We start from the raw sequence: 24,477 nt of genomic DNA, 5'->3' as shown, positions 1-24,477 counted from the left end.
TCGTTCTCGTGGGCATGATGGGTGCCGGAAAGACCACAGTAGGACGCGAGTATGCGAAGCGGCATCAGATGCGCTTTGTGGACTGCGACCACGAAATCGAGGCTCGCACCGGCGTGAAGGTCCCGACCATCTTCGAAATCGAGGGAGAAGCGGGCTTCCGGCGTCGCGAGAGCCAGCTCCTCGACGAACTCACCCATGAGACGGGACTGGTCCTGGCGACCGGCGGCGGAGTCGTGCTCGATCCGGCGAACCGTGCCGTTCTGGCGGCGCGCGGCATCGTCGTATACCTGAACGTGCCGACGCAAGTGCTGTGGGAACGCACGCGCAACGACCGCAACCGGCCGCTGCTGCAGGTGTCGAACCCGCGCGAGCGCATCGAGAGCCTGTATCGCGAACGGGATCCGCTGTATCGTGAAGTCGCCGACATCATCGTCGATGGCGGGCGCGGCAACCCGGGCGGAATGGTCAGGCAGGTCGAGAAAGCGATCCAGAATTTCCACAAGAAAACATGCGAACACTGAACGTCGCCCTCGGGGACCGTGCCTACCCGATCCATATCGGACCGGGCGTGCTCGACAACGCCGGCCTGATCCGGCCTTTCCTCAGGACTGCGCGGGTCGCGATCGTCACGAACGACGTCGTCGGTCCGCTTTACCTGGCGCGGCTGCAGCGCGCGCTCGAGGCGGACGGCGTCAGGGTGGACGTCGTTACCCTTCCCGATGGCGAGTCGCACAAGAACTGGCAGACCCTCAATCTCGTCTTCGACATGCTGCTGGCGACGCGCTGCGAACGCTCGACGACGCTGATCGCGCTGGGCGGGGGCGTGGTCGGCGACATGGCCGGATTCGCGGCGGCGACCTACCAGCGCGGCATGCCGTTCATCCAGGTTCCGACAACGCTGCTGTCGCAGGTCGATTCGTCGGTCGGCGGCAAGACCGCGATCAACCACCCGCTCGGCAAGAACATGATCGGGGCGTTCTATCAGCCCCGCGTCGTGCTCGCGGACACCGCAACACTCGACACGCTGCCGGACCGCGAGCTGAAAGCCGGCCTCGCCGAAGTGATCAAGTATGGGCTGATCCGCGACCCGGCACTGTTCGACTGGCTCGAAGCGCACATCGAGCGCGTGCTCGCGCGCGAACCCGAAGCGCTCGCGTTCGCGATCGAGCGTTCGTGCGCGAACAAGGCCGAAGTCGTCGCGGCGGACGAGACCGAACAGGGCGAGCGCGCGCTGCTCAATCTCGGCCACACGTTCGGGCATGCGATCGAGACCGGCATGGGGTACGGCAACTGGCTGCACGGCGAAGCCGTCGCCGCCGGCACGATGATGGCTGCGGAGCTGTCGCGCAGGCTGGGCTGGCTGAGCGCTGCCGACGTTGCGCGCATCGAAGCGCTGCACGTGCGCGCCGGGCTGCCGGTGCTCGGGCCGCCGTTGCCGGTCGCGACCTATCTCGAGCTGATGGCGAACGACAAGAAAGTCGAGGAGGGACGCCTGCGCCTGGTCCTGCTGCGCTCGATCGGCAAGGCGGTGCTTCATGCAGGCGCGGCGCCGGACGTGATCGGCGCGTCGATCGAGGCGCGTTGCGGGTGATCGCACTCGCGTCCTATGCGGTCAGCGAAAGCAATTCGCGCGGACGCGTCCACGCCGAGCCGTCGCCGGGCATACGCAGCGAGTTCCAGCGCGACCGCGACCGCATCGTTCACTGCACGGCTTTTCGCCGGCTGGAATACAAGACGCAGGTGTTCGTCAATCACGAAGGCGACCTCTTTCGCACGCGGCTCACGCACAGCATCGAAGTCGCGCAGATCACGCGCACGATCGCCCGCGTGCTGGCGCTCAACGAGGATCTCGCCGAAGCCATCGCTCTCGCGCACGATCTCGGGCACACCCCTTTCGGTCACGCCGGACAGGACGCGCTCAACGCGTGCATGAAGGCATACGGCGGGTTTGAGCACAATCTCCAGTCGCTGCGCACCGTCGACGTGCTCGAGGAGCACTATGCGGCATTCGACGGGCTCAACCTCACCCACGAAACGCGCGAAGGCATCCTCAAGCACTGTTCACGGGCCAATGCCGCGCAGCTCGGCGAGCTCGGGCGGCGCTTCCTCGAAGGCACCCAGCCTTCGCTCGAAGCGCAGCTCGCGAACCTCGCCGACGAAATCGCGTACAACAACCACGACGTCGATGACGGCCTGCGTTCGGGCCTGATCTCGCTCGCCGACCTCGACGCGGTCGCGATCTTCGCGACCCGCCGGCGGGAAGTCGAAGCGCAGTGGCCGGGGCTCGCCGGGCGCAAGCTGGTCCACGAGACGATCCGCCGCATGATCAACGCGATGGCGCTCGACCTGATCGACAAGACCCGCTCGAACATCGCTGCCGCCGGCATCGTCACTCTCGCCGACGTGTACCGGGCGCCGCCCCTCGTCGCGTACTCCGACGCGCTGTTGCCGCAGCTTCGGGAGCTGAAGGCTTTTCTCCGCGACCAGCTCTATCTGCACTACCAGGTGCTGCGGATGACCGACAAGGCGCGGCGCATCGTGCGCGACCTGTTCGACGCATTCATGAGCGACGTCCGGCTGCTGCCGCCGCAGTACCAGCTCCGCGCCCGGGCCGACCAGCCGCGCGCGATCGCCGACTACATCGCCGGCATGACGGATCGCTATGCAATGAAGGAGCATCGCCGGCTCTTCGCCGTAGGCGAAATTCATTGAATCATCATAGTCTTACCGCAGCGCAAAAAACTCTTGAATCACGAGTTTCAGGCAGGTATATTCTTTAGCCCGCTGGATGGTACGTAGCGGCCGTGTGCGTGCGCACGGGCTGAACAAAGCCGGTGTGCGAGTGCACCCGGCTTTTTTTGACGTCTGCACAGTTTTGGTGCGTTTTTTGCATGCGGCGCCGTCCGTCGCCCGATGAACGCCGGTTTTGTCCGGCAAACGTGTCGTGTCGAGGAACAACGAGATGGATCTCCCCCAAAAGCAGGGTCTGTACGACCCGGCCAATGAACATGACGCCTGCGGCGTGGGTTTCATTGCCCACATCAAGGGCAGCAAGAGCCACGAAATCATCACGCAAGGGCTCGAGATCCTCAAGAATCTCGATCACCGCGGCGCGGTGGGCGCCGACGAACTGCAGGGCGACGGCGCGGGCATCCTCATCCAGATTCCCGACGCGCTGTACCGCGAGGACATGGCGAAGCAGGGCGTGACGCTGCCTCCTGCCGGCGAGTACGGCATCGGCATGGTGTTCCTGCCGAAAGAGCAGGCTTCGCGCCTGGCGTGCGAGGAAGAGATCCGCCGCGCGGTACGCGCCGAAGGCCAGGTCGTGCTCGGCTGGCGCGACGTGCCGGTCAACCCCGACATGCCGATGTCGCCAACCGTGAAGGCCAAGGAACCGGTGATGCGACAGGTCTTCATCGGCCGCGGGCCCGACGTCACCGTTACGGATGCCCTCGAACGCAAGCTCTATGTCATCCGCCGCCGCGCCGCGAACGCGGTCAATGCGCTGCACCTCAAGCACGGCAAGGAGTTCTACGTCGTCTCGATGTCGGCGCGGACGATCAACTACAAGGGGCTGCTGCTCGCGACCCAGGTCGGCGAATACTACGACGACCTCACCGATCCGCGCGCCGTCTCCGCGCTGGCGCTGGTGCACCAGCGCTTCTCGACGAACACGTTCCCGAAGTGGAACCTCGCACACCCGTTCCGCTACATCGCGCACAACGGCGAAATCAACACGCTGCGCGGCAACTACAACTGGATGCGCGCGCGCGAGAAAGGCGTCTCGTCGCCGCTGCTCGGCGCCGATCTCGAGAAGATCTGGCCGCTGATCTACCCGGGCCAGTCCGACTCGGCGTCGTTCGACAACGCGCTCGAGCTGCTCGTGATGGGTGGCTACTCGCTCGCGCACGCGATGATGATGATGATCCCCGAAGCGTGGGAGTCGCATACGCTGATGGACGAGCGCCGTCGCGCGTTCTACGAATACCACGCAGCGATGATGGAGCCGTGGGACGGCCCGGCCGCAGTCGCTTTCACTGACGGCCGCCAGATCGGCGCGACGCTCGACCGCAACGGCCTGCGTCCGGCGCGCTATCTCGTTACCGACGACGACTTCGTCGTCATGGCATCCGAATCCGGCGTGCTGCCGATCCCGGACAGCAAGATCGTCAAGAAATGGCGTCTGCAGCCGGGCAAGATGTTCATGATCGACCTCGAGCAGGGGCGCATCATCGACGACCGCGAGCTCAAGGAGTCGCTGGCGACGGCGAAGCCCTACCGCGAATGGATTCGCCGCATCAACATCAAGTTCGACGAGCTGCAGGCGCCTGCCGACGCCGGTGCGCCGCAGTGCGCCGCATCGGTGCTCGACCGCCAGCAGGCGTTCGGCTACACGCAGGAAGACATCAAGTTCATCCTCGATCCGATGGGCAAGACCGGCGAAGAGGCGACGGGCTCGATGGGCAACGATTCGCCGCTCGCAGTGCTGTCGGCGAAGGAAAAGACGCTCTACAGCTACTTCCGCCAGCTTTTCGCCCAGGTCACGAACCCGCCAATCGATCCGATCCGCGAGCAGCTCGTGATGTCGCTCGTGTCCTTCATCGGACCGCGGCCGAATCTTCTCGAGATCAACGAGATCAACCCGCCGTACCGCCTCGAAGTCACGCAGCCGGTGCTCGACTTCGCCGACATGGCGAAGATCCGCAACATCGCCGCGTACGCCGACAGCCGCTTCCGCTCGACCGAGCTCGACGTGTGTTACCCGGCCGAGTGGGGCAAGGAAGGCGTCGAGGCGCGGCTCGCGACGCTGTGCGCCGAAGCTGAAGACGCGGTGCTGCAGGGCTTCAACATCCTGATCGTGTCCGACCGCAAGATCGACGCGCAGACCGCGGCGATTCCCGCACTGCTCGCGACGTCCGCGATCCACCAGCACCTGGTGACGAAAGGCCTGCGCACGCGCGCCGGCCTCGTCGTCGAGACCGGCACTGCGCGCGAAGTCCATCATTTCGCCGTGCTTGCCGGTTACGGTGCCGAAGCGGTGCATCCGTATCTCGCGATGGAGACGCTGCAGCAGCTTGCTGCCCAGTCGCCAAATCCGGCCGAGGCGGCGGACAAGGCGATCAAGCATTTCGTCAAGGCGATCGGCAAGGGCCTGATGAAAGTGATGTCGAAAATGGGCATCTCGACCTACATGTCCTACACCGGCGCGCAGATCTTCGAGGCGGTCGGCCTGCAGCAGGCGCTGTGCGACAAGTACTTCACCGGCACGACGAGCCAGGTCGAAGGCATCGGCGTGTTCGAAGTCATGGAAGAGGCGCTGCGTTTGCACAAGCGGGCTTTCGGCGATGACCCGGTGCTCGTCGACATGCTCGACGCCGGCGGCGATTACGCCTACCGCGTGCGCGGCGACGAGCACATGTGGACGCCCGACGCGATCGCGAAGCTGCAGCACGCGACGCGTTCCGGCAAGACTGACACCTACAAGGAATACGCGCAGCTGATCAACGACCAGACGCGACGCCACATGACGCTGCGCGGCCTGTTCGAGATCAAGCCCGCGGCGGCCCCGGTCCCGCTCGACGAAGTCGAGCCGGCGAAGGAGATCGTCAAGCGCTTCGCCACCGGCGCGATGTCGCTCGGCTCGATCTCGACCGAGGCGCACACGACGCTGGCAGTGGCGATGAACCGCATCGGCGGCAAGTCGAACACCGGCGAAGGCGGCGAGGACCCGATGCGCTTCAAGCCGGTCACGCAGGCGATGCGGATGTCGCAGATCATCGGCGATGGCCGGATTGCGCGCGACCTCGAACTGAAGGCCGGCGACAGCCTGCGTTCGGCGATCAAGCAGGTCGCGTCGGGCCGCTTCGGCGTCACGGCGGAGTACCTCGTCAACGCCGACCAGATCCAGATCAAGATGGCCCAGGGCGCGAAGCCAGGCGAAGGCGGCCAGCTGCCGGGCCACAAGGTCAGCGAGTACATCGGCTTCCTGCGCCATTCGGTGCCGGGCGTCGGCCTGATCTCGCCGCCGCCCCACCATGACATCTACTCGATCGAGGATCTGGCGCAGCTGATCCACGACCTGAAGAACGCGAATCCGGCGGCGTCGATTTCCGTGAAGCTCGTGTCCGAAATCGGCGTCGGCACTGTCGCCGCCGGCGTCGCGAAGGCGAAAGCCGACCACGTCGTGATCGCCGGCCACGACGGCGGCACGGGCGCCTCGCCGTGGAGTTCGATCAAGCACGCCGGCTCGCCGTGGGAACTCGGTCTGGCCGAGACGCAGCAGACGCTGGTGCTGAACCGCCTCCGGAGCCGCATCCGCGTTCAGGTCGACGGCCAGATGAAGACCGGCCGCGATGTCGTCGTCGGTGCCTTGCTCGGCGCCGACGAGTTCGGCTTCGCGACCGCGCCGCTCGTCGTCGGCGGCTGCATCATGATGAGGAAGTGCCACCTGAACACCTGTCCGGTCGGCGTCGCGACGCAGGATCCGGAACTGCGCAAGCGCTTCACCGGCCAGCCCGAACACGTCGTCAATTACTTCTTCTTCGTCGCCGAGGAAGTGCGCGAGCTGATGGCCGAACTCGGGATCCGCAGGTTCGACGAGCTGATCGGTCGCGTCGACCTGCTCGACATGAAGAAAGGCATCGAGCACTGGAAAGCGCGCGGCCTCGACTACAGCCGCATTTTCCATCGCCCGGACGTGCCGGCGAGCGTGTCGCGCCGCCAGGTCGAGACGCAGGACCACGGCCTGGAGAAGGCGCTCGACAACCACCTCGTCGAGCTCGCGCGCCCGGCGCTCGAGCGCGGCGAGACGGTGCGGATCGAACTTCCCGTGCGCAACATCAACCGCACTGTCGGCGCGATGCTGTCGGGCCGCGTCGCGGCGAAATACGGCCACGCCGGCCTGCCGGACGACACCGTGCATGTCACGCTGACCGGCACGGCAGGCCAGAGCTTCGCCGCTTTCCTTGCGCGCGGCGTGACGCTCGAACTCGTCGGCGAAGGCAACGACTACGTCGGCAAGGGGCTGTCGGGCGGGCGCGTCATCGTGCGCCCGCAGTCGTCGTTCCGCGGCGCGTCGACCGAGAACATCATCATCGGCAACACGGTGCTGTACGGCGCGATCGAAGGCGAAGCGTATTTCTCCGGCGTCGGCGGCGAACGCTTCGCAGTGCGCAACTCGGGCGCGACCGCAGTCGTGGAAGGCGTCGGCGACCACGGCTGTGAATACATGACTGGCGGCACGGTCGTCGTGCTCGGGCCCACCGGGCGCAACTTCGCTGCCGGCATGTCGGGCGGCGTCGCGTATGTGCTCGATGCCGATGGCACTTTCGAGCAGCGCTGCAACATGGCGCAGGTGGCGCTGGAGCCGGTGCCGGAAGAAATCGAAGCGCGCAAGGGCTCCGAATCCGGCGACGACCTCGAGTCGCACGGCCGCGTCGACATCGACCATCTCGAGATGGGCGACGAGTTGATCCTGAAAGGCCTGATCGAGCGTCACGTGCGCTACACGGGCAGCGCGCATGCGCGCGAGATCATCGAAAACTGGACCGCCTGGCGCTGCAAGTTCGTCAAGGTGATGCCGCATGAATATCGTCGGGCGCTGGCCGAGATGGCCGCGCAGAAGCAGAAGCAACTGGAGGCCGCATAAAAAATGGGGAAGCCCACCGGATTTCTGGAGTACCAGCGTCTTTCCGAGGCCTACGAGCCGGTTGCGGAGCGGGTGAAGAAGTACAAAGAGTTCGTCCTGCGCCTGAGCGACGAACAGGCGGCGGTGCAGGGCGCGCGCTGCATGGATTGCGGCATCCCGTTCTGCAACACCGGCTGCCCGGTGAACAACATCATTCCGGACTGGAACGATCTCGTTTATCGCAACCAGTGGCGTCAGGCGATCGAGGTGCTGCACTCGACGAACAACTTCCCGGAATTCACCGGGCGCATCTGCCCGGCGCCGTGCGAAGCCGCCTGCACGCTGAACATCAACGCCGACCCGGTCGGCATCAAATCGATCGAGCACGCGATCATCGACAAGGCGTGGGAAGAGGGCTGGGTGCAGCCGCGCCCGCCGAAGTCGAAGACCGGCCGGAAGATCGCGGTCGTCGGCTCGGGTCCGGCCGGCCTCGCCGCCGCGCAGCAGCTCGCGCGCGCCGGGCACGACGTGACGGTGTTCGAGAAGAGCGACCGCATCGGCGGCCTGCTGCGCTACGGCATCCCCGACTTCAAGATGGAGAAGTCGCTGATCGACCGCCGCATCGAGCAGATGCAGGCTGAAGGCGTGACTTTCCGCACCGGAATCGTCGTAGGCTCGGCGGACCTGCCCGCCGGCATCGCCAGTGACGCGAAGGAAGTCGTCAGTGCCGAGGCGCTGAAGAACGAATTCGACGCGGTGATTCTCGCCGCCGGCTCGGAAGTGCCGCGCGACCTGCCGGTCCCCGGGCGCGAGCTCGACGGCGTGCATTTCGCGCTGGAATTCCTGATCCCGCAGAACAAGGCGGTCGCCGGCGGCGCGCCGAACCCGATCTCGGCCGAGGGCAAGAACGTCGTCGTCATCGGCGGCGGCGACACCGGCTCCGACTGCGTCGGCACGTCGAACCGCCACGGCGCGGCGAGCGTGACGCAGTTCGAACTCATGCCGATGCCGCCGGAGCAGGAAAACAAGGCGCTGACGTGGCCGTACTGGCCGATCAAGTTCCGCACCTCGTCGTCGCACGAGGAAGGCTGCGAGCGCGACTTCGCGGTTGCGACGAAAGCTTTCTACGGCACGAACGGCAAGGTCGAAGGCTTGAAAGCGGTCCGCCTCGAATGGAAGGACGGCCGGATGGCGGAAGTGCCGGGCTCGGAATTCGACGTCAGGGCCGATCTGGTGTTGTTCGCGATGGGCTTCACGAACCCGGTCGGCAGCCTGCTCGAGGCGTTCGGCGTCGACCGGGACGGCCGCGGCAACGCGAAGGCGACGACCGACGGCGAAGGCTGCTACGCGACGACGTCGCCGAAAGTGTTCGCGGCGGGCGACGTGCGCCGCGGGCAGTCGCTGGTCGTGTGGGCGATCCGCGAAGGCCGTCAATGCGCCCGCGAAGTCGACCAGTTCCTCATGGGTCAGAGCGTCCTTCCACGCTGAACGACGCGGACCGCCCACGGGCGGGGAGTGGACGAATGCGGGCCGACCGGCCCGCAGGGCGCGAAGGCCGTCAATGCGCCCGCGAAGTCGACCAGTTCCTCATGGGTCAGAGCGTCCTTCCACGCTGAACGACGCGGACCGCCCGCGGGCGGTGATGAAAGGGGCGATGTGCGGGTCGCCCCTGTCGTTTGGGTGGCTGGAGGCCGCTGGCGGCCGGCGCCGCTTACAGCTTCAGCACCTCGGCGGTGTAGCGCGCGATCATCCGTTCCTCGTTCGTCGGCACCACCGCGACTGCGACGCGGCTGTCCGCGGCGTCGATGCGGGTGGCGTGGGCGGCGTTCGCCTGCGCGTCGATTTTCACGCCGAGCCAGGCCGACAGTTCGGCGACCTGCGCGCGCACCGGCGCGGCGTGTTCGCCGATGCCGCCGGTGAATACCAGCGCGTCGAGCCCGCCTGCCGCCGCTGCGAGCGAGCCGATCTCGCGCGCGATGCGGTAGCAGAACAGGTCGACCGCTTCTTTCGCTTCGCGCGCCGGGGACGCCAGCAGCGTGCGCATGTCCTGGCTGATGCCGGACACGCCGAGCAGCCCGGATTCCTTGTACAGCAGGTTCGTCAGCGCCTTCGCGTCCATGTCCTGCTGTTCCATCAGGTACAGCAGCACGCCGGGGTCGAGGCTGCCGGTGCGCGTGCCCATCATCAGGCCGTCGACGGTGGTGAAGCCCATCGTCGAGGCGACGCTCTTGCCGTCGCGCAGCGCGCACATCGACGCGCCGTTGCCCAGATGTGCGATCAGCACTGCGCCGCTCGCCCGCGCGCCGAGGACTTCGGGCAGCTGCCGGGCGACATAGTCGTACGACAGGCCGTGGAAACCGTAGCGCTTGACGCCGCGGGCGGTGATCGCGCGCGGCAGCGCGAACGCCTGCGCGAGCGGCGGCTGCGAGCGATGGAAGGCGGTGTCGAAGCAGCCGACCTGCGGGATGCCGGGCAGCATCACGGCCACGGCGCGCACCGCGCGCAGGTTGTGCGGCTGGTGCAGCGGCGCGAGCGGCACGAAGCCGTCGAGCTCGCGCAGCACGAGCTCGTCCAGCCGCACCGGCGCGCTGTGGAGTTCGCCGCCATGCACGATGCGATGCCCGGCTGCGACGATGTCGAGCGCCGGGTTGTTCGCGGCGAGCCAGGCAAACAGGTGATTGAGGGCGTCGCGATGTTGCTCGGCCTGCCCGCCCGCAGTATGCACCGGCTCGCGGTAGCGAAGGCCGGCGGCGTCCTGTGCGGACAGCATCGGCGTTGCGCCGATCCCCTCGATCTGCCCCCACAGCGCCGGTTTCGCGGCCAGTTCGGGTTGGGTCGCGTACAGCGCGAACTTGACGCTGCTCGAGCCCGCGTTGATGATCAGGATCGCTTTCATACGAGCCTCGCCTCGCGCTTCTTGTGCGCCATCAGTTGCACGATCGCGCACGACGCGGTGCGCGTCTTGGCGGTGTCGGCGCGGCTCGTCAGCACGATCGGTACGCGCGCGCCGAGCACCACGCCGGCCATCAGCGCGTCCGCGAGGTATTCGAGCTGCTTCGCGACCATGTTGCCGGATTCGAGGTCGGGCACGACGAGGATGTCGGCGCTGCCGGCGACCAGCGAGTTGATGCCCTTGGTCTTGGCGGCGATGAGCGATATCGCGTTGTCGAACGCGAGCGGCCCGTCGAGCAGGCCGCCGCGGATCTGGCCACGGTCGGCCATCTTGCACAGCGCCGCGGCGTCGATCGTCGAGCGCAGTTTCGAGGTCACGGTCTCGACCGCCGAGAGGATCGCGACTTTCGGCTCCACGAGCCCGAGCACCTGCGCGAGGTCGATTGCGTTCTGGATGATATCGGCCTTGTCTTCGAGAGTCGGCTCGATGTTGATTGCCGCATCGGTGATCAGGAGCGGGCGCGGGTAGGTCGGCACGTCGGCCATGAAGACGTGGCTGACGCGGCGCGCGGTGCGCAGGCCGCCGACTTTCGACAGGACTGCGCTCATCAGCTCGTCGGTATGCAGCGAGCCTTTCATCAGTGCCTCTACGACGCCGTCGCGCGCGAGGGCGACGGCCGTTTCGGCGGCGGCGTGGCTGTGCGGGACATTGACGATGCGAAAGCCTTTCAGGTCCAGCCCTTCCTGTTCCGCGACGGCGTGGATCTTTGCCTCGGGGCCCACCAGCACAGGCACCACGAGCCCTGCGGCGGCCGCTTGCAGCGGTCCGCGCAGCGATTCCGGGTCGCACGGATGGGCCACTGCGATCGGGATCGGCGCCATGCCGGCGGTGATCGACAACAGGTGTCCGTAGCGCAGTTCGCGGTCGGAAATCGTCACTTCCGGCAGCGTGATCCGCGGGCGCTTGACTTTTTCGGTCGGCGCCTGGACTTCGGCGATGCCATCGATGACTTTCAGCCCTTCCTGGTTCAGCGCGAGGCAGTCGAAGACGATGTGGTGGTTATGCTCGAATTTCTCGCGACATGTCACGGTGATCGTCAAGGTGTCGCCGATCGTGATCGGGCGCCAGAAATTCAGCCCTTGCGAAACATAGACGGTGCCCGGTCCGGGGAACTCGGTGCCGAGCACGGTCGAGATCAGCGTGCTGCCCCACATGCTGTGGCCGACGACTTCGCGGAACTGGCTGGAGCGCGCGTATTCGGTATCGACGTGGGTCGGATTGACGTCGCCCGACATGATCGCGAACAGATGGATGTCATCCGGGCGCAACGTGCGCACCAGCTCCGCGCGATCGCCTACCTGGATTTCGTCGAAGACGCGGTTCTGGATGAACTGGGTGGCGATTTGCATCATGATCGGTCCTGCCTTTCGGGCGGTGCAAAAGCGGAATTCTAACGGGCGCGTTCAGGCGGCATGCGGCATTCGCGATTATTTTTTGTGCGGTGCGCAAAAATGCCGCAGTCGGCTTCGACGATGCAGATGGTAACCGGGCCGGATGGGGGCCGCATGATAGAATCCGCGCGGTTTTCGATGGTTACCGGAGTGTTCATGGAAGTCGTGATTCTCGCCGCAGGGCAGGGCAAACGGATGCGATCGGCATTGCCCAAGGTGCTGCAGCCGATTGCCGGCCGGCCGATGCTGGAGCACGTGATTGCGGCAGCGCAGGCGCTGGAGGCGCGACGCATCTGTGTCGTCCATGGGCACGGCGGCGAAGCGGTGCGGGCGCGGCTGCAGCATGCTGCCGTGCAGTGGGCATTGCAGCAGCCGCAGCTCGGCACCGGCCACGCAGTGCTGCAGGCGTTGCCGCATCTGACCGACGGCGACATGGCGCTGGTGCTGTATGGCGACGTGCCGCTGATCGGCGTGCCGACGCTGCGCCGGCTCGAAGCCGCTGCGGGCGGCGAGCGCCTTGCGCTGTTGACGGTCGAGCTCGCGGATCCGTCCGGCTACGGCCGCATCCTGCGCGATGGCGCCGGCCGCGTCGTGCGCATCGTCGAGGAAAAGGACGCGAGCGCCGACGAGCGCCGCGTGCGCGAAGTCAACACCGGCATCCTCGTCGCCCCGGTCGCGCGTCTGCGCGACTGGCTCGCGCGCCTTGGCAACGACAACGCGCAGCGCGAGTACTACCTCACCGACATCATCGGCATGGCGGTCGCCGAAGGCGTCGAAGTCACGACGGTGCAGCCCGACGCGATATGGGAGACGCTCGGCGTCAACAGCAAGGCGCAGCTCGCCGAACTCGAACGCCTCCACCAGCGCAACATCGCGACGCGGCTGATGGAAGACGGCGTCACGCTGTTCGACCCGTCGCGCATCGACGTGCGCGGCGAGCTCCTGTGCGGCCGAGACGTCGAGATCGACGTCAACTGCGTGTTCGAAGGCCGCGTCGAGATCGCCGACGACGTGCGTATCGGCGCGAACTGCGTGATCCGCAACGCCCGCATCGGTGCCGGCACGCGTCTCGCGCCGTTCTCGCATGTCGAGGACACGACGACGGGCCGCGACTGCGTCATCGGGCCGTATGCCCGCACGCGCCCGGGCACGACGCTCGGCGACGGCGTGCATCTGGGCAACTTCGTCGAAGTGAAGAACAGCGCGATCGCCGACGACTCGAAGGCGAACCATCTCGCCTACATCGGCGACGCCGACATCGGCCGGCGCGTGAATGTCGGTGCGGGCACGATCACCTGCAACTACGATGGCGCGAACAAGTACCGCACGACGATCGGCGACGACGTCTTCATCGGCTCCGACACCCAGCTCGTCGCACCAGTCCGGGTCGGGCGCGGCGCGACACTGGGGGCCGGCACGACCCTGACGAAAGACGCCCCCGAAGACCAGCTCACGGTGTCGCGCGCAAGACAGATCAGCATTCCGGGCTGGAAGCGGCCAGTCAAGAAAAAGGCGGGAGAATAATCATGTGCGGCATCGTCACTGCGATCGCGACCGGCAACGTCGTCCCGGTCCTCCTCGAAGGCCTGCGCAAGCTCGAGTACCGCGGCTACGACTCGGCCGGCCTGGCGGTGCTCGCCGGCGGATTGAAGCGGCTGCGCTCGACCGGGCGCGTCGCCGAGCTCGCGGCGCTCGCCGAAGCGAAGGAGCTGCGCGCCAGCCTCGGCATCGCGCATACGCGCTGGGCGACGCACGGCGGGCCGTCGGAGCGCAACGCGCATCCGCATATCTCCGGCGGGCTCGCGGTCGTGCATAACGGCATCATCGAGAACTTCGAGGCGATCAAGGAGGCGCTCGAGATGCGCGGCTACCGTTTCGAGTCCGAGACCGACACCGAAGCGATCGCGCATCTGGTCCACGCCAAGCTCGAATCGGGCGCGGACCTCTTCGAAGCGGTGCGTCTGGCGACGAACGAGCTGGTCGGCGCCTACGCGATCGGCGTGATCGCCGAAGCCGAGCCCGAGCGCGTGATCGTCGCGCGACGCGGCTCGCCGTTGCTGCTGGGCGTCGGCGAGGACGGCATGTATGCCGCCTCCGACACTGCGGCGCTGCTGCAGGTCACGCGCAACGTGATTTACCTCGAAGACGGCGACCTCGCCGAGCTGCGCGTCGATGCCTACCGCATCGTCCGGCCCGACGGTACGCCGGTCGAGCGCGATGTGCATGTGTCGAGCCTGTCGGCCGACGCGGTCGAGCTCGGCCAGTACCGCCACTACATGCAGAAGGAAATTTTCGAACAGCCGCAGGCGCTCGCGAGCACGCTCGAGCTCATCGCCGGTGGCGGCTCGATCAGCCCGCAGTTGTTCGGCAGTCAGGCCGCGGACGTGTTCGGCGGCGTGCGCCGCGTGCTGGTGCTCGCGTGCGGCACGAGCTACCACGCCGGCCTCGTCGCGCGCTATTGGCTGGAATCGGTCGCGAAAGTGCCGTGCACGGTCGAGATCGCGAGCGAATACCGTTACCGCGATTCGGTCCCCGACCCCGACACGCTCGTCGTCGTGATCTCGCAGTCGGGCGAAACGGCCGACACGCTCGCCGCGCTGAAGCACGCGAAGAGTCTCGGCATGACGCGCACGCTCGCGATCTGCAACGTACCCGAATCCGCGATCGTGCGCGAAGCGGCGTTGCGCTTCATCACACGTGCCGGCCCCGAGATCGGCGTCGCGTCGACGAAAGCCTTCACGACGCAGCTCGCCGCGCTCGCGCTGTTGACGCTTGCGCTCGCGAAGCTCGCCGGCCGCCTGCCCGAAGCCGAGGAGGGGCGCTACCTCATTGCGCTGCGCCACCTGCCGGTCGCGGTGCAGAAAGTGCTCGAACTCGAGCCGCAGATCGAAGCCTGGGCGCAACGCTTCGCCGCGAAGCACCACGCGCTGTTCCTCGGCCGCGGCCGCCACTGGCCGATCGCGATGGAAGGCGCGCTGAAGCTCAAGGAAATCTCGTACATCCATGCCGAAGCCTACGCCGCCGGCGAGCTCAAGCACGGACCGCTCGCGCTAGTCGACCGCGACATGCCGGTGATCGCGATCGCTCCGGCCGACGAGCTGCTCGAAAAGCTCAAGTCGAACCTGCAGGAAGTCCGCGCGCGCGGCGGCGAACTCTACGTCTTCGCCGACGCCGGCAGCGAGATAGCCGAATCCGAGGGCGTGCACATCCTGCCGATGCCCGAGCACTACGGTATGCTGTCGCCGGTGCTGCACGTCGTGTCGCTGCAGCTGCTGTCGTACCACGCGGCGCTCGTCAAGGGCACGGACGTCGATAAACCGAGGAACCTGGCGAAGTCGGTGACGGTGGAGTGACCCCGGGAGGACATCTTCCCGGACCTTGAGTGACCTACCTTGGCCGCACCGGCAGCAGCCACGCGGTGAAAAAACGGACGGCCAAGGCCGTCCGTGAAACTCTTCCGCGGTGAGCGGATGAGAGCGAGAGAAGATACCGGAGCGACGCCGGACCCGGGACCGCGCACCCGGTCGGCGTTACGCCGGAAGCAACCGAGTCCGACCTCGGCTTCTGTGATCAGAAGAACCCGAGCGCGTTGGGGCTGTAGCTGACGAGCAGGTTCTTGGTCTGCTGGTAGTGGTCGAGCATCATCTTGTGGGTTTCGCGACCGATGCCCGATTCCTTGTAGCCGCCGAAAGTCGCGTGCGCCGGGTAGGCGTGGTAGCAGTTCGTCCACACCCGCCCGGCCTTGATCGCGCGGCCCATGCGGTAGGCGACGCTACCGTCGCGCGACCAGACGCCGGCACCGAGGCCGTAAGGCGTGTCATTCGCGATTTCGAGCGCTTCGGCTTCGTCCTTGAACGTCGTCACAGCGAGCACCGGCCCGAAGATCTCTTCCTGGAAGATGCGCATCTTGTTGTGGCCGCGGAACAGCGTCGGCTGGACGTAGAAGCCTTCGGCCAGCTCGCCGCCCAAGTGCGCCCGCTCGCCGCCGATCAGGAGCTGCGCGCCTTCCTCGCGGCCCACGTCCATGTACGACAGGATCTTGTTCATCTGCTCGGCCGACGCCTGCGCGCCCATCATGCAGTCGGTGTCGAGCGGGCTGCCCTGCCTGATCGCCCGCACGCGCGCGAGCACGCGTTCCATGAACCGGTCGTAGATCGACTCCTGGATCAATGCGCGCGACGGGCACGTGCACACTTCGCCCTGGTTGAACGCGAACAGCACCATGCCTTCGACGGCCTTGTCGAAGAACGCGTCGTCGGCCGCGGCGATGTCCGAGAAGAAGATGTTGGGCGACTTGCCGCCGAGTTCCAGTGTCGCCGGGATGAGGTTCGTCGCGGCGGCCTGGGCGATCACGCGGCCGGTCGCGGTCGAACCGGTGAAAGCGATCTTGGCGATGCGCTTGCTGGTCGCCAACGGCATGCCGGCTTCGCGACCGAAGCCATTGACGACATTGAGCACGCCCGGCGGCAAGAGGTCCGCGATCAGCTCGACCAGCACCAGGATGCTGACCGGGGTCGATTCGGCGGGCTTGAGCACGACGCAGTTGCCGGCGCCGATCGCCGGCGCGAGCTTCCAGGCGGCCATCAGGATCGGAAAATTCCACGGAATGATCTGGCCGACGACGCCGAGCGGTTCGTGGAAATGGTACGCGACGGTGTGCTCGTCGATCTCGCTGATGCTGCCTTCCTGGGCGCGCAGGCAGCCGGCGAAGTAGCGGAAATGGTCGATTGTCAGCGGGATGTCGGCGTTCAGCGTCTCGCGGATCGCCTTGCCATTATCGACGGTCTCGGCGTAAGCGAGCAGCTCGAGGTTGCCTTCGAGGCGGTCGGCGATCTTCAGCAGGAGGTTCGCGCGGTCGGCGGCGGACGTGCGGCCCCATCTGTCGGCGGCGGCGTGGGCGGCGTCGAGCGCGAGCGTGATGTCTTCCTCGGTTGAGCGGGCAACCTGGCAGAACGGTTTGCCGGTGATCGGCGTGACGTTGTCGAAGTACTCGCCGCGTACCGGCGCGACCCATTTGCCACCGATGAAGTTGTCGTAGCGACTCTTGAACCGGACTTTCGCCGCGGGCTGGCCGGGCAATTCGTATAGCATTGCTTTGTCTCCTGTTGCAGCGGTGATTGGACGAATCGTCCAGTTGAGCGACCGGTCATCCCGCAAGCGATGCCGACCTGATTCTTGTGGGCAGCTCAGGAACCCCGCTCTCGGAGCACCTCGGGGTAATAGCACATGTACCCTTTTCTGCAGTGCTCCACCGACGGGCGCAGTTCCTGTGCAAAGCCCATCAATTTCTCCCCGTCCTCTCCAGCCTCGACACGGTCCAGGACGGCCTTCACCATCCGGACGCTGGCGATCTTTCGGGCGGTCGGCGCTTCCCTGCCGGCAATCTTCACGGCCGCAATCCCGCCCTTGAGGAAGCCTGACAGCGCACATAGGCCGCACGGACCGAATGGCATGCCCTGCTCGTTCGTCCTGAATCCGCACGAGAACCGATACCAAAGCCACTGCCGGTATTCGCGATCATTCTCCTGAAGGCTCTCGAGCAGCGGTGCCGACAGCTCCCGTATGCCCCGCGGCCGGTATTCGCTCACGTAGCGATCGAGACAAATCGGGCCGCCCAAGGTTTGGGGAAGATGAACGGTGCTGCATGCCCCCTCCTCGAACACGCAGGCGTCATTGAGGATGAATGCCTCGATCTCCAGATCGGGCACCTCTGCGGCGATCTCGCAGGCCTCGCTGATCGTGACATCGCGCGGCAGGATCAGTCGGGAGGCGCCAAGCTCCCTGCAGAGCTGTGCCGCGCTGCCGTTGCGGCAGGTCGCGACCGAACTGACGTGAATCTTCCCCAGCGGCAGATATTGCGAGAGCACGCCGATCAATCCGAGGTCCGATATGATCAGGGCGTCGCCTCCGAGCCCGACAAAGAGCCAGGCGATCTCGATGGCTGCGTCCAACTGGTCGTCCGTATAAACCTGGGCGTTGAGCACGAGGGAAAGGGAGCAGCCATTCTCATGGGCCAAGCCTATCGCCGCAGCGAGTTCGGCCGGAGTGCGGAGATTTCCAGAGGGGCGACGGTTCGCATCCGGCACCTGGAATTGTCCCACCCACTCCTCCGGCACGAATCCGCAGTAGAGCTCGTGCGCCCCTTCGCGCGCGAGGAGCGCCACCTCTTCGACTCTCGATATCGGCGCCACGATTCTCATGGTGCATCCCCCGGAATGACGAGTCGCGAAACGGCTCCGGACTCGACCGCATTCATGACTGCCGCAAGCATCGCGTCCGATATCCTGCTGATGATCGAATTGCCCAGCTGATAGACCTCGCGCTGGTCGCCTGCGCCCGGCCGCTCAAGCTTCGCGCTCACCCGCAGACATTCCTTCCGGCACCGGCTCCCCACGGCAAATCGTTCCGCCCCTCTCATCGCAGTCGAGCCGATTCGGCACATCCGCCCTTTCGCCACACAGCTGAAAGGCACATGGACACTGGCCGGCAGCGGCAGCGACGAAAACGCAGCGTGCGGGTCGGTGAGCGGCACATCGAGCTCCATGCGCACGAAGCCGAGGCGCGCAAGCATCGCCCCCAAGGGCCTGGGATCGAAGGAAGCTGCCAGGGCGGAATGCGCTGCGGGAATCCGAGGATCCCTCTGCATGCGACAAAGGACCCGGCCGGCAATCAGGCGCAGGCCGGGAAAACGTTCCCTGACGAAGTAAGCGGTCCCCCAGTCGCTCACAATCACTTCCGACTCATCGGGAAGCGACGGCAGGAGATTGCCAAGGGTCCGAAGATCCTTCGGGGCCGCAATCGGCGCAAGCAGTGAAACCATGCACCCGAGGTCGCGTGCAATCGCCACCCCTTTGCGCAGGGCGACAGGGGTCGGAATCAGGTGTTCGCAGAATTCGCTGCCGAGATAAACGTGAGTCGGCGTATAAGCGGCAAGCCAATCGGCGAGCTTCCGATCCCCCAGCGTCTTCAGCCAGAGGTCAGGGCCTTTTCCACCGACTAACGACGCGGGGCTGGCAAACGTGACGGCCCTCTCGGGTTGCCCGACGGCAGGCGCGCACTCCGGCTCTGCGATGTGTCTTCCTTGCACGCACATGACTCCTCCAGTTTTGCCTATCGACGCCGCCCCGATCAGCGCATCGTTCGATCGGCGATTCAGGTGGCCCGGCGGCTGTGCCGCGGGACGCCGAGCGAAGCTGTGGGGAGAATGCTAAGTGCCGGCAAAAACAGGAGGTATCGTGAAACGGCCACGTTCGTCGTAGGGCTATCAAGAATCGGCCCAACCGCTCGTCGCTCCGCTGCAAACTCTTGTTCCACCCCGGCGTACTTCCTAAGCTATAGACAGCTGGTGGTGTAACCACCCCCTTTCCGGGCATCCGGTCGAGCCCCCTCAGCTTGTCCCGATCGGAGCCATGTGGAGGCCGCCTTCATGCGGCAGCACAACAGGAGACAAAACTACAATGAGCTCTGGCCTGACTCAGGACCGGGACACGCCGCGCAGGCGAAACGAACGGATTTCCATCATCTCCACCGACGATCCTTGCCAGCATGCGGCAAGCCTTCGCGACTGGTCACAGGATTACCTTCAACTCTCCAAAGGAGCGTTTTCGGGAGAAATAGTCGAAATCTCGGTCGGACCGATCCAGGTCTTCAAGGAAACGATCTACCAGTGCGTCGATGAGAAGGCGAACCCTCGCTGCAACAGTTACACCGTCGGGGTGCCAGTCAGCGTGACCGAAAACGGATACTGGCAGGGTCGGCATCTCGAGCGTGACTCGTTGATCACCTTGCGGCCGAACGAAGAACTTCACTTCCGGACGCCGCGCGAGTCGACCATCCTCGTCACCGTGATCGACTGCACTGCGTTCGACGCCTTCGTGCGCGACACGGCGGGTGTCGACGTATCGCGCCTGATCGCACCGTCAAACGCCGCGGGCCTGCCGGCCGACGTTGCCCAGTCCTATCGGGTGACGCTCGGTACAGTGCTCGCTTCGGTAGCCGCGACGCCGGAGATTTTCGAGCATCAGGCGTCGGCAAAGAGCGTCGCTGAAACCGTGATGAGTGCTTCGCGGAACGCCCTGCAGGCCAAGTCCCCGCTGAACGAATCACCACGCACTACTCACGCCGTCCAGCGCGCAATCGTCGAGCGTGCCCGAAGCTATATCGTTGTCAACAGGGAGAACCCGCCGACCGTTGCAGAGTTGAGCTCCTACCTGAAGATGAGTCGGCGCGGATTGCACCATGCCTTCGTGAACGTCCTCGGCATCAACGTCGCGACCTTTCTCCGATACGTCAGACTTCACGGTGTCCGCAAGGAACTGCTCCGCGCCGGCCCCACCGATTCCGTCAGCAGCATTGCCTGCAAATGGGGCTTCTGGCACATGGGGATGTTTTCGTCGTACTACAAATCGCTGTTCGGCGAGACTCCTTCGACAACGATGCGGAAAGTCTCTTCGGCAACGCGTGCAGAGTCCCACTCACATCACTGACGATTGACGACGGGCGCGGTGCCTGTTGCAAAGCACGGCCGATGATGTTCCACCAGTTCGGCCGCGGCTGGGTGTGACCGCAGCGAGCCCGGCTGCTACCCGCGCCGAAGTCCCCGCCGGCTCCTCGGGCATCCTCACCCGGGACATCGCCGGAAGCCGTTTCTGCATGGGCCGGGCGCAATACGAGTCCCGGCAGCGCACGCCTCTCGTCATCGACGTCGTCGAACGCCACGATGGCAGGTTGTCGCTCGAGGGGCCGAGAGGCTGACCTTCCTGACGCATTCGCGCCGCCTGTTCATCGACGAAGAACTGGCGCTGCTCGCCTCGTGATCCATTTTCCATTCGCATGAATCGGCGTCTGCATACGTGAGGCGACCGCTGCGCCGCTCCCCATTGTCCTGGGAAAGCGGATATGCCCGGTCCGTCTCACGAGTGGCCGATTCTTGATAGTTCCAGGGCCGATTGTGGCCGATTCGCGATAACTCCAGTACCGCTCGCGCTCCTAAAGTTGCCTGACGACGGATCCACCAGAAACGTCCCGTCGTGCGAGCCGAATGCGTCTTGCTGCAGGGGGCCGCACCCACAGCAACTCTCGGAGGAGGTACCCAATGGGAAGAAATGCAGCCATCAAGAAGTCGCCCCGTCGCGCATTGCTCGCGCTCGTCGGGGTTGTGGCGCCGCTCGTTTCAGGCGCCGCACTAGCGACGGCATCGGGCGAGGCGCTCGTCAATAGCAAGTGCGCCGCGTGTCACACCGCGAGCGGCGAAGGCAAGTGGGATCGGATCAGCGACAGCCGGCGCACCCCGGAGGGGTGGGACATGACGGTAGCGCGGATGTCCTATGCGCACGGCGTGAAACTCACCGACGACGAGCGCGGCGCGATCGTCAAGTATCTCGCGAATACGTACGGCCTCGCGCCGGACGAGACGGCCGCGCACCGATACATCGTCGACCGCACGCCGAGCGTCGTCGAACATCCCGAAAACAAGCTGGTCGGCGACACCTGTGCCCGTTGCCATTCCTACGGCCGCATCGCAGTACAGCGACGCACGGAAGACGATTGGCGCAAGCTCGTGCACTTCCACGTCGGTCAGTTCCCCGCGATCGAGATCCAGGCTGGCGGACGCGACCGCAACTGGTTCGACATCGCCACCGGGGACACGGTGAAGGCGCTGGCGGAGCAATACGGCTTTGACTCGGCCAGTTGGACGCAATGGAAAGCGCAGAAGCCTGCCGACGCGAGCGGGACGTGGCGCCTGGTCGGCCACCGCCCAGGCATGGGTGCCTACGAGGGGACAGCGACGATCGCCCGAACCGGTGACGACCGCTACTCCGTGGACATGGTAATGCGCTACGAGAACGGCACTTCCGACACGGCCAAGGGTACGGCGATCGTCTATACGGGCCACGAATGGCGCGCCTCCGTCAAGCAGGGCGATCGCGAAGTCAATCACGTCATGAGCTTGGGGGCGGGCGGAAACGAGCTCAGTGGCCGGTGGTTCGAGGCGAACAACGATTCGATCGGTGGAACGATGCGGGCGGTGCGGGCCGACAAGGGGGCGAAGCCTTCGGTGCTGTCGGTGCAACCGCAGATGCTGCGCGCCGGTAGCCGTGCCCGCATCGCAATCAATGGTGTCGGGCTCGATGGCGAGGTCGATCTCGGCAACGGCGTGAAGGTCGCGAAAGTGCTCGAACGGTCAGCCGACCGGGTCGTCGTCGAAGTGGAGGTGGCGAAGGACGCTGCGAGCGGATCGCGTGCAGTCAAGGTCGGCTCGGCCGGGACGGGCGATGCGCTGAAGATCTACCAGCAGATCGACTACGTGAAGATCACGCCCGAACACCCGATGGCGCGTGTTGGCGGTGGCGGCGGACCGATTCCAAAGGTGCCGGTACAACTGGAGGCGATTGCTTTTGCCGCAGGTCCTGATGGCAAGTCGGGCAACGCCGACGATGTTCAACTGGGTGTGGTTCCGGCGACCTGGTCGGTCGACAACCTTCACGAGGTTGCCGCGCAGATGCAGGACACGAAGTACGCGGGACGGATCGAGGAGAACGGGCTTTTCGTTCCCAACGCCGCCGGCCCCAATCCCGAGCGCAAGTACAAGACCAACAACGCCGGCGAGCTCAAGGTCATTGCCGCCGTCAAGGACGGCAACCGCACGGTGAAGGCATCGGCCCCGTTGATCGTGACCGTGCAGCGCTTCAACGATCCTCCGATCCGTTGAAACCGAGGCATCGAAGGAGAAAGCCATGTCTGAAGCCAACTTGCTTTACGTGGATACGCATTCGTTCCACGACCTTGCGGTGAAGGGGCGTCGCGTCCTGCTGCACGTGCCGAGCACGGGAATTTTCGATCTCGACGAGGTGACGCGTGAAGTCCTGGACTTCGTACGGCCGCGCTCGACGGTGAGTTTCGAGGAGCTGCAGCAGCGCTTCCTCGAGCGGGAGTCGCCCGAGCTGGTCGCCGACGCCGTCGAGGATCTCAAGTCGCTTGGTGTGTTGCGGAGTGATCCCGCGGTGCCTGACCACGGACCGGGCATCAGTGTCACCGAGTTCCCGCTCAGCACGATCGTGCTGAACGTGAATACCGGCTGCAATCTGAGCTGCACGTATTGCTACAAGGAGGACCTGACCACGCCGTCGAAGGGCGACAAGCTGAGCCTGGAAACCGCGAAGCAGGGCGTCGAGCTGCTGTTGCGCGAGGGAGCGAAGCGTGACCGCGTGAATGTCGTGTTCTTCGGCGGGGAGCCGCTGACGAACATGCCGGTCATCCGTGCCGTCACCGCATACGCCGAGCAGCGTTGCCGGGAGGAGGGCAAAGGGCTCGATCTCTCCCTGACGACGAACGCCACGCTGCTCACCGAGGAGATCGTCGACTACTTCAACGAGCACCGCTTCGGCATCTCGATCAGCATGGACGGTCCGCAGGCAATCCATGACAAGCGACGCAAGACGATCGGCGGAAAGGGCACCTACGAGGTCGTCGCGGCCAAGACCCGGATGCTGCTGTCGCGTTACACGTCGCGTCCGGTGGGTGCGCGGGTCACGCTGACAGCAGGCTACTCCGATGTCGCGCTGATTCATCACCACCTGAAGGACGAAATCGGATTCGCTGAAGTCGGTTTTGCGCCGGTCACGAGCAATCCGGTCACCACGTTCAACCTCGTGGGGGACGAACTGCGCGGGGTGTTCGAGTCGATGAAGGCGCTGGGACGGACGTACGTCGAGGCCGCCATCGCCGGCGAGAACATCGGTTTTTCGAACATGCACCAGCTGCTCAGCGACCTCTACGAGGGACGCCGCAAGGCGTTGCCGTGCGGGGCGGGCGTGGGACTGCTCGCTGTCGATCACAAAGGGGAACTGAACCTGTGCCACCGCTTCACCGGCTCCGAATTGCCGACTTTCGGCAACGTCGCCTCCGGCATCGCAAAGGCGGAGCTCGGCGCATTCCTCGAGCATGCGCTGGATCGTTCCGAGCGCGGATGTTCGACCTGCCGCATCCGCAACCTCTGTTCGGGCGGCTGCTACCACGAGTCCTACGCCAATTTCAGTGACCCGCATTCGCCCGTCTATCACTACTGCGAACTGCTGAGGGAATGGGTCGATTTCGGGATCGAAGCGTATCTCGAAATCCTGGAAAAGAACCCTGCATTCCTTCATCGCCACGTCGCCAACCGGAGCTCTGAACTATGAACCGCATCAAGCCGCTCAACCGCAAGGCCCACCAGATCGAAACCGCCCCGAGTGAAGAGGCCGTCGAAAAAGTCGTTGCAATGTCCGCCGCCGTCGCCGGATGTGCAACGACGTTCGACCCCGGCTGGGAACTGGATCCCTTCCTCGGTGTTGCCGGCCTTTGTCAGCCGATGGAGGCCGATCTGTATGGATGTTCAGATCCGTGTTGGTGGCCCGCGCAGGTGCCGGACACCCTGCACAACTACCCGGATTGGAGTACCGGTCGCGACGATGCGGCACGCGACTGGCAGGCGCTGCAAAGCGTGTTTCCGAAATGACGCGCCGAGC

17 protein-coding genes are annotated in these 24,477 nt (G+C 65.5%); 12 read left to right on the top strand and 5 right to left on the bottom strand.

Annotation, left to right across the window (positions count from 1 at the left end; translation table 11 throughout):
• Window positions 1–14 precede the first annotated feature (14 nt).
• The 5 genes from EBN1_RS06280 to EBN1_RS06260 all read left to right on the top strand — a co-directional run bounded on the left by EBN1_RS06280 (window position 15) and on the right by EBN1_RS06260 (window position 9,115).
• On the top strand, window positions 15–521 hold the full coding sequence (locus EBN1_RS06280; protein ID WP_041645908.1) for a shikimate kinase: 507 nt from the start codon (window positions 15–17) through the stop codon (window positions 519–521).
• On the top strand, window positions 509–1,591 hold the full coding sequence (gene aroB / locus EBN1_RS06275) for a 3-dehydroquinate synthase (protein ID WP_011237089.1): 1,083 nt from the start codon (window positions 509–511) through the stop codon (window positions 1,589–1,591). The genes EBN1_RS06280 and aroB overlap by 13 nt, the downstream gene beginning before the upstream one ends.
• Window positions 1,588–2,712 carry a deoxyguanosinetriphosphate triphosphohydrolase gene (locus EBN1_RS06270; RefSeq protein ID WP_011237088.1) on the top strand — a complete coding sequence of 375 codons (1,125 nt, stop codon included), beginning with the start codon at window positions 1,588–1,590 and terminating at the stop codon, window positions 2,710–2,712. Before aroB ends, EBN1_RS06270 begins: the two co-directional genes overlap by 4 nt.
• A 250-nt stretch (window positions 2,713–2,962) precedes the next feature.
• Entirely contained in the window at window positions 2,963–7,648 is a 4,686-nt protein-coding gene (gene gltB / locus EBN1_RS06265; RefSeq protein ID WP_011237087.1) for a glutamate synthase large subunit, read from the top strand.
• Between the two features lie 3 nt (window positions 7,649–7,651).
• Window positions 7,652–9,115 carry a glutamate synthase subunit beta gene (locus tag EBN1_RS06260; protein ID WP_011237086.1) on the top strand — a complete coding sequence of 488 codons (1,464 nt, stop codon included), beginning with the start codon at window positions 7,652–7,654 and terminating at the stop codon, window positions 9,113–9,115.
• A gap of 223 nt (window positions 9,116–9,338) precedes the next feature.
• Here the strand turns inward: EBN1_RS06260 and EBN1_RS06255 are convergent, their stop codons facing one another.
• Entirely contained in the window at window positions 9,339–10,523 is a 1,185-nt protein-coding gene (locus tag EBN1_RS06255; protein ID WP_011237085.1) for an acetate/propionate family kinase, read from the bottom strand.
• On the bottom strand, window positions 10,520–11,932 hold the full coding sequence (locus tag EBN1_RS06250) for a bifunctional enoyl-CoA hydratase/phosphate acetyltransferase (RefSeq protein ID WP_011237084.1): 1,413 nt from the start codon (window positions 11,930–11,932) through the stop codon (window positions 10,520–10,522). The genes EBN1_RS06255 and EBN1_RS06250 overlap by 4 nt, the downstream gene beginning before the upstream one ends.
• A gap of 195 nt (window positions 11,933–12,127) precedes the next feature.
• On the opposite strand from EBN1_RS06250, the gene glmU reads away from it, so the two are divergent.
• Together glmU and glmS are read left to right on the top strand one after the other, a co-directional pair.
• Window positions 12,128–13,495, top strand: a complete 1,368-nt coding sequence (glmU, locus tag EBN1_RS06245) for a bifunctional UDP-N-acetylglucosamine diphosphorylase/glucosamine-1-phosphate N-acetyltransferase GlmU (protein ID WP_011237083.1) — start codon at window positions 12,128–12,130, stop codon at window positions 13,493–13,495.
• A gap of 2 nt (window positions 13,496–13,497) precedes the next feature.
• Window positions 13,498–15,324 (top strand): glutamine--fructose-6-phosphate transaminase (isomerizing), encoded by a 1,827-nt coding sequence (gene glmS, locus EBN1_RS06240; protein WP_011237082.1) that lies wholly within the window; start codon window positions 13,498–13,500, stop codon window positions 15,322–15,324.
• A 217-nt stretch (window positions 15,325–15,541) separates the two neighbouring features.
• On the opposite strand, the gene adh is transcribed toward glmS, so the two are convergent.
• From adh to EBN1_RS06225, 3 genes are all read right to left on the bottom strand, one after another.
• Window positions 15,542–17,062, bottom strand: coding sequence for an aldehyde dehydrogenase (gene adh / locus EBN1_RS06235; protein WP_011237081.1), 1,521 nt, complete (start codon window positions 17,060–17,062; stop codon window positions 15,542–15,544).
• Between the two features lie 95 nt (window positions 17,063–17,157).
• Window positions 17,158–18,171 (bottom strand): U32 family peptidase, encoded by a 1,014-nt coding sequence (locus EBN1_RS06230; protein ID WP_011237080.1) that lies wholly within the window; start codon window positions 18,169–18,171, stop codon window positions 17,158–17,160.
• A complete protein-coding gene (locus EBN1_RS06225; RefSeq protein WP_011237079.1) occupies window positions 18,168–19,064 on the bottom strand; it encodes a hypothetical protein in 897 nt (298 codons plus the stop codon). Before EBN1_RS06225 ends, EBN1_RS06230 begins: the two co-directional genes overlap by 4 nt.
• Before the next feature lie 364 nt (window positions 19,065–19,428).
• On the opposite strand from EBN1_RS06225, the gene EBN1_RS06220 reads away from it, so the two are divergent.
• From EBN1_RS06220 to qhpC, 5 genes are all read left to right on the top strand, one after another.
• Complete coding sequence (locus EBN1_RS06220) at window positions 19,429–20,457, top strand: helix-turn-helix domain-containing protein (protein ID WP_011237078.1); 1,029 nt, start codon at window positions 19,429–19,431, stop codon at window positions 20,455–20,457.
• Between the two features lie 73 nt (window positions 20,458–20,530).
• Window positions 20,531–20,725, top strand: a complete 195-nt coding sequence (locus EBN1_RS06215; RefSeq protein WP_157866588.1) for a DUF779 domain-containing protein — start codon at window positions 20,531–20,533, stop codon at window positions 20,723–20,725.
• Between the two features lie 340 nt (window positions 20,726–21,065).
• Window positions 21,066–22,682: a quinohemoprotein amine dehydrogenase subunit alpha gene (peaA, locus tag EBN1_RS06210; protein ID WP_011237076.1), complete on the top strand. Its 1,617-nt coding sequence runs from the start codon at window positions 21,066–21,068 to the stop codon at window positions 22,680–22,682.
• A 25-nt stretch (window positions 22,683–22,707) separates the two neighbouring features.
• Window positions 22,708–24,150, top strand: coding sequence for a quinohemoprotein amine dehydrogenase maturation protein (gene peaB / locus EBN1_RS06205; RefSeq protein ID WP_011237075.1), 1,443 nt, complete (start codon window positions 22,708–22,710; stop codon window positions 24,148–24,150).
• The gene (gene qhpC / locus EBN1_RS06200; protein WP_011237074.1) at window positions 24,147–24,467 is read left to right on the top strand and encodes a quinohemoprotein amine dehydrogenase subunit gamma; all 321 of its coding nucleotides are present in this window, start codon (window positions 24,147–24,149) and stop codon (window positions 24,465–24,467) included. Before peaB ends, qhpC begins: the two co-directional genes overlap by 4 nt.
• Window positions 24,468–24,477: the final 10 nt, after the last annotated feature.

The organism is Aromatoleum aromaticum EbN1, assembly GCF_000025965.1.
Taxonomy (GTDB): domain Bacteria; phylum Pseudomonadota; class Gammaproteobacteria; order Burkholderiales; family Rhodocyclaceae; genus Aromatoleum; species Aromatoleum aromaticum.
The sequence above is the reverse complement of the archived record's forward strand: the minus strand, read 5'-3'. Positions and strand labels throughout refer to the sequence as shown.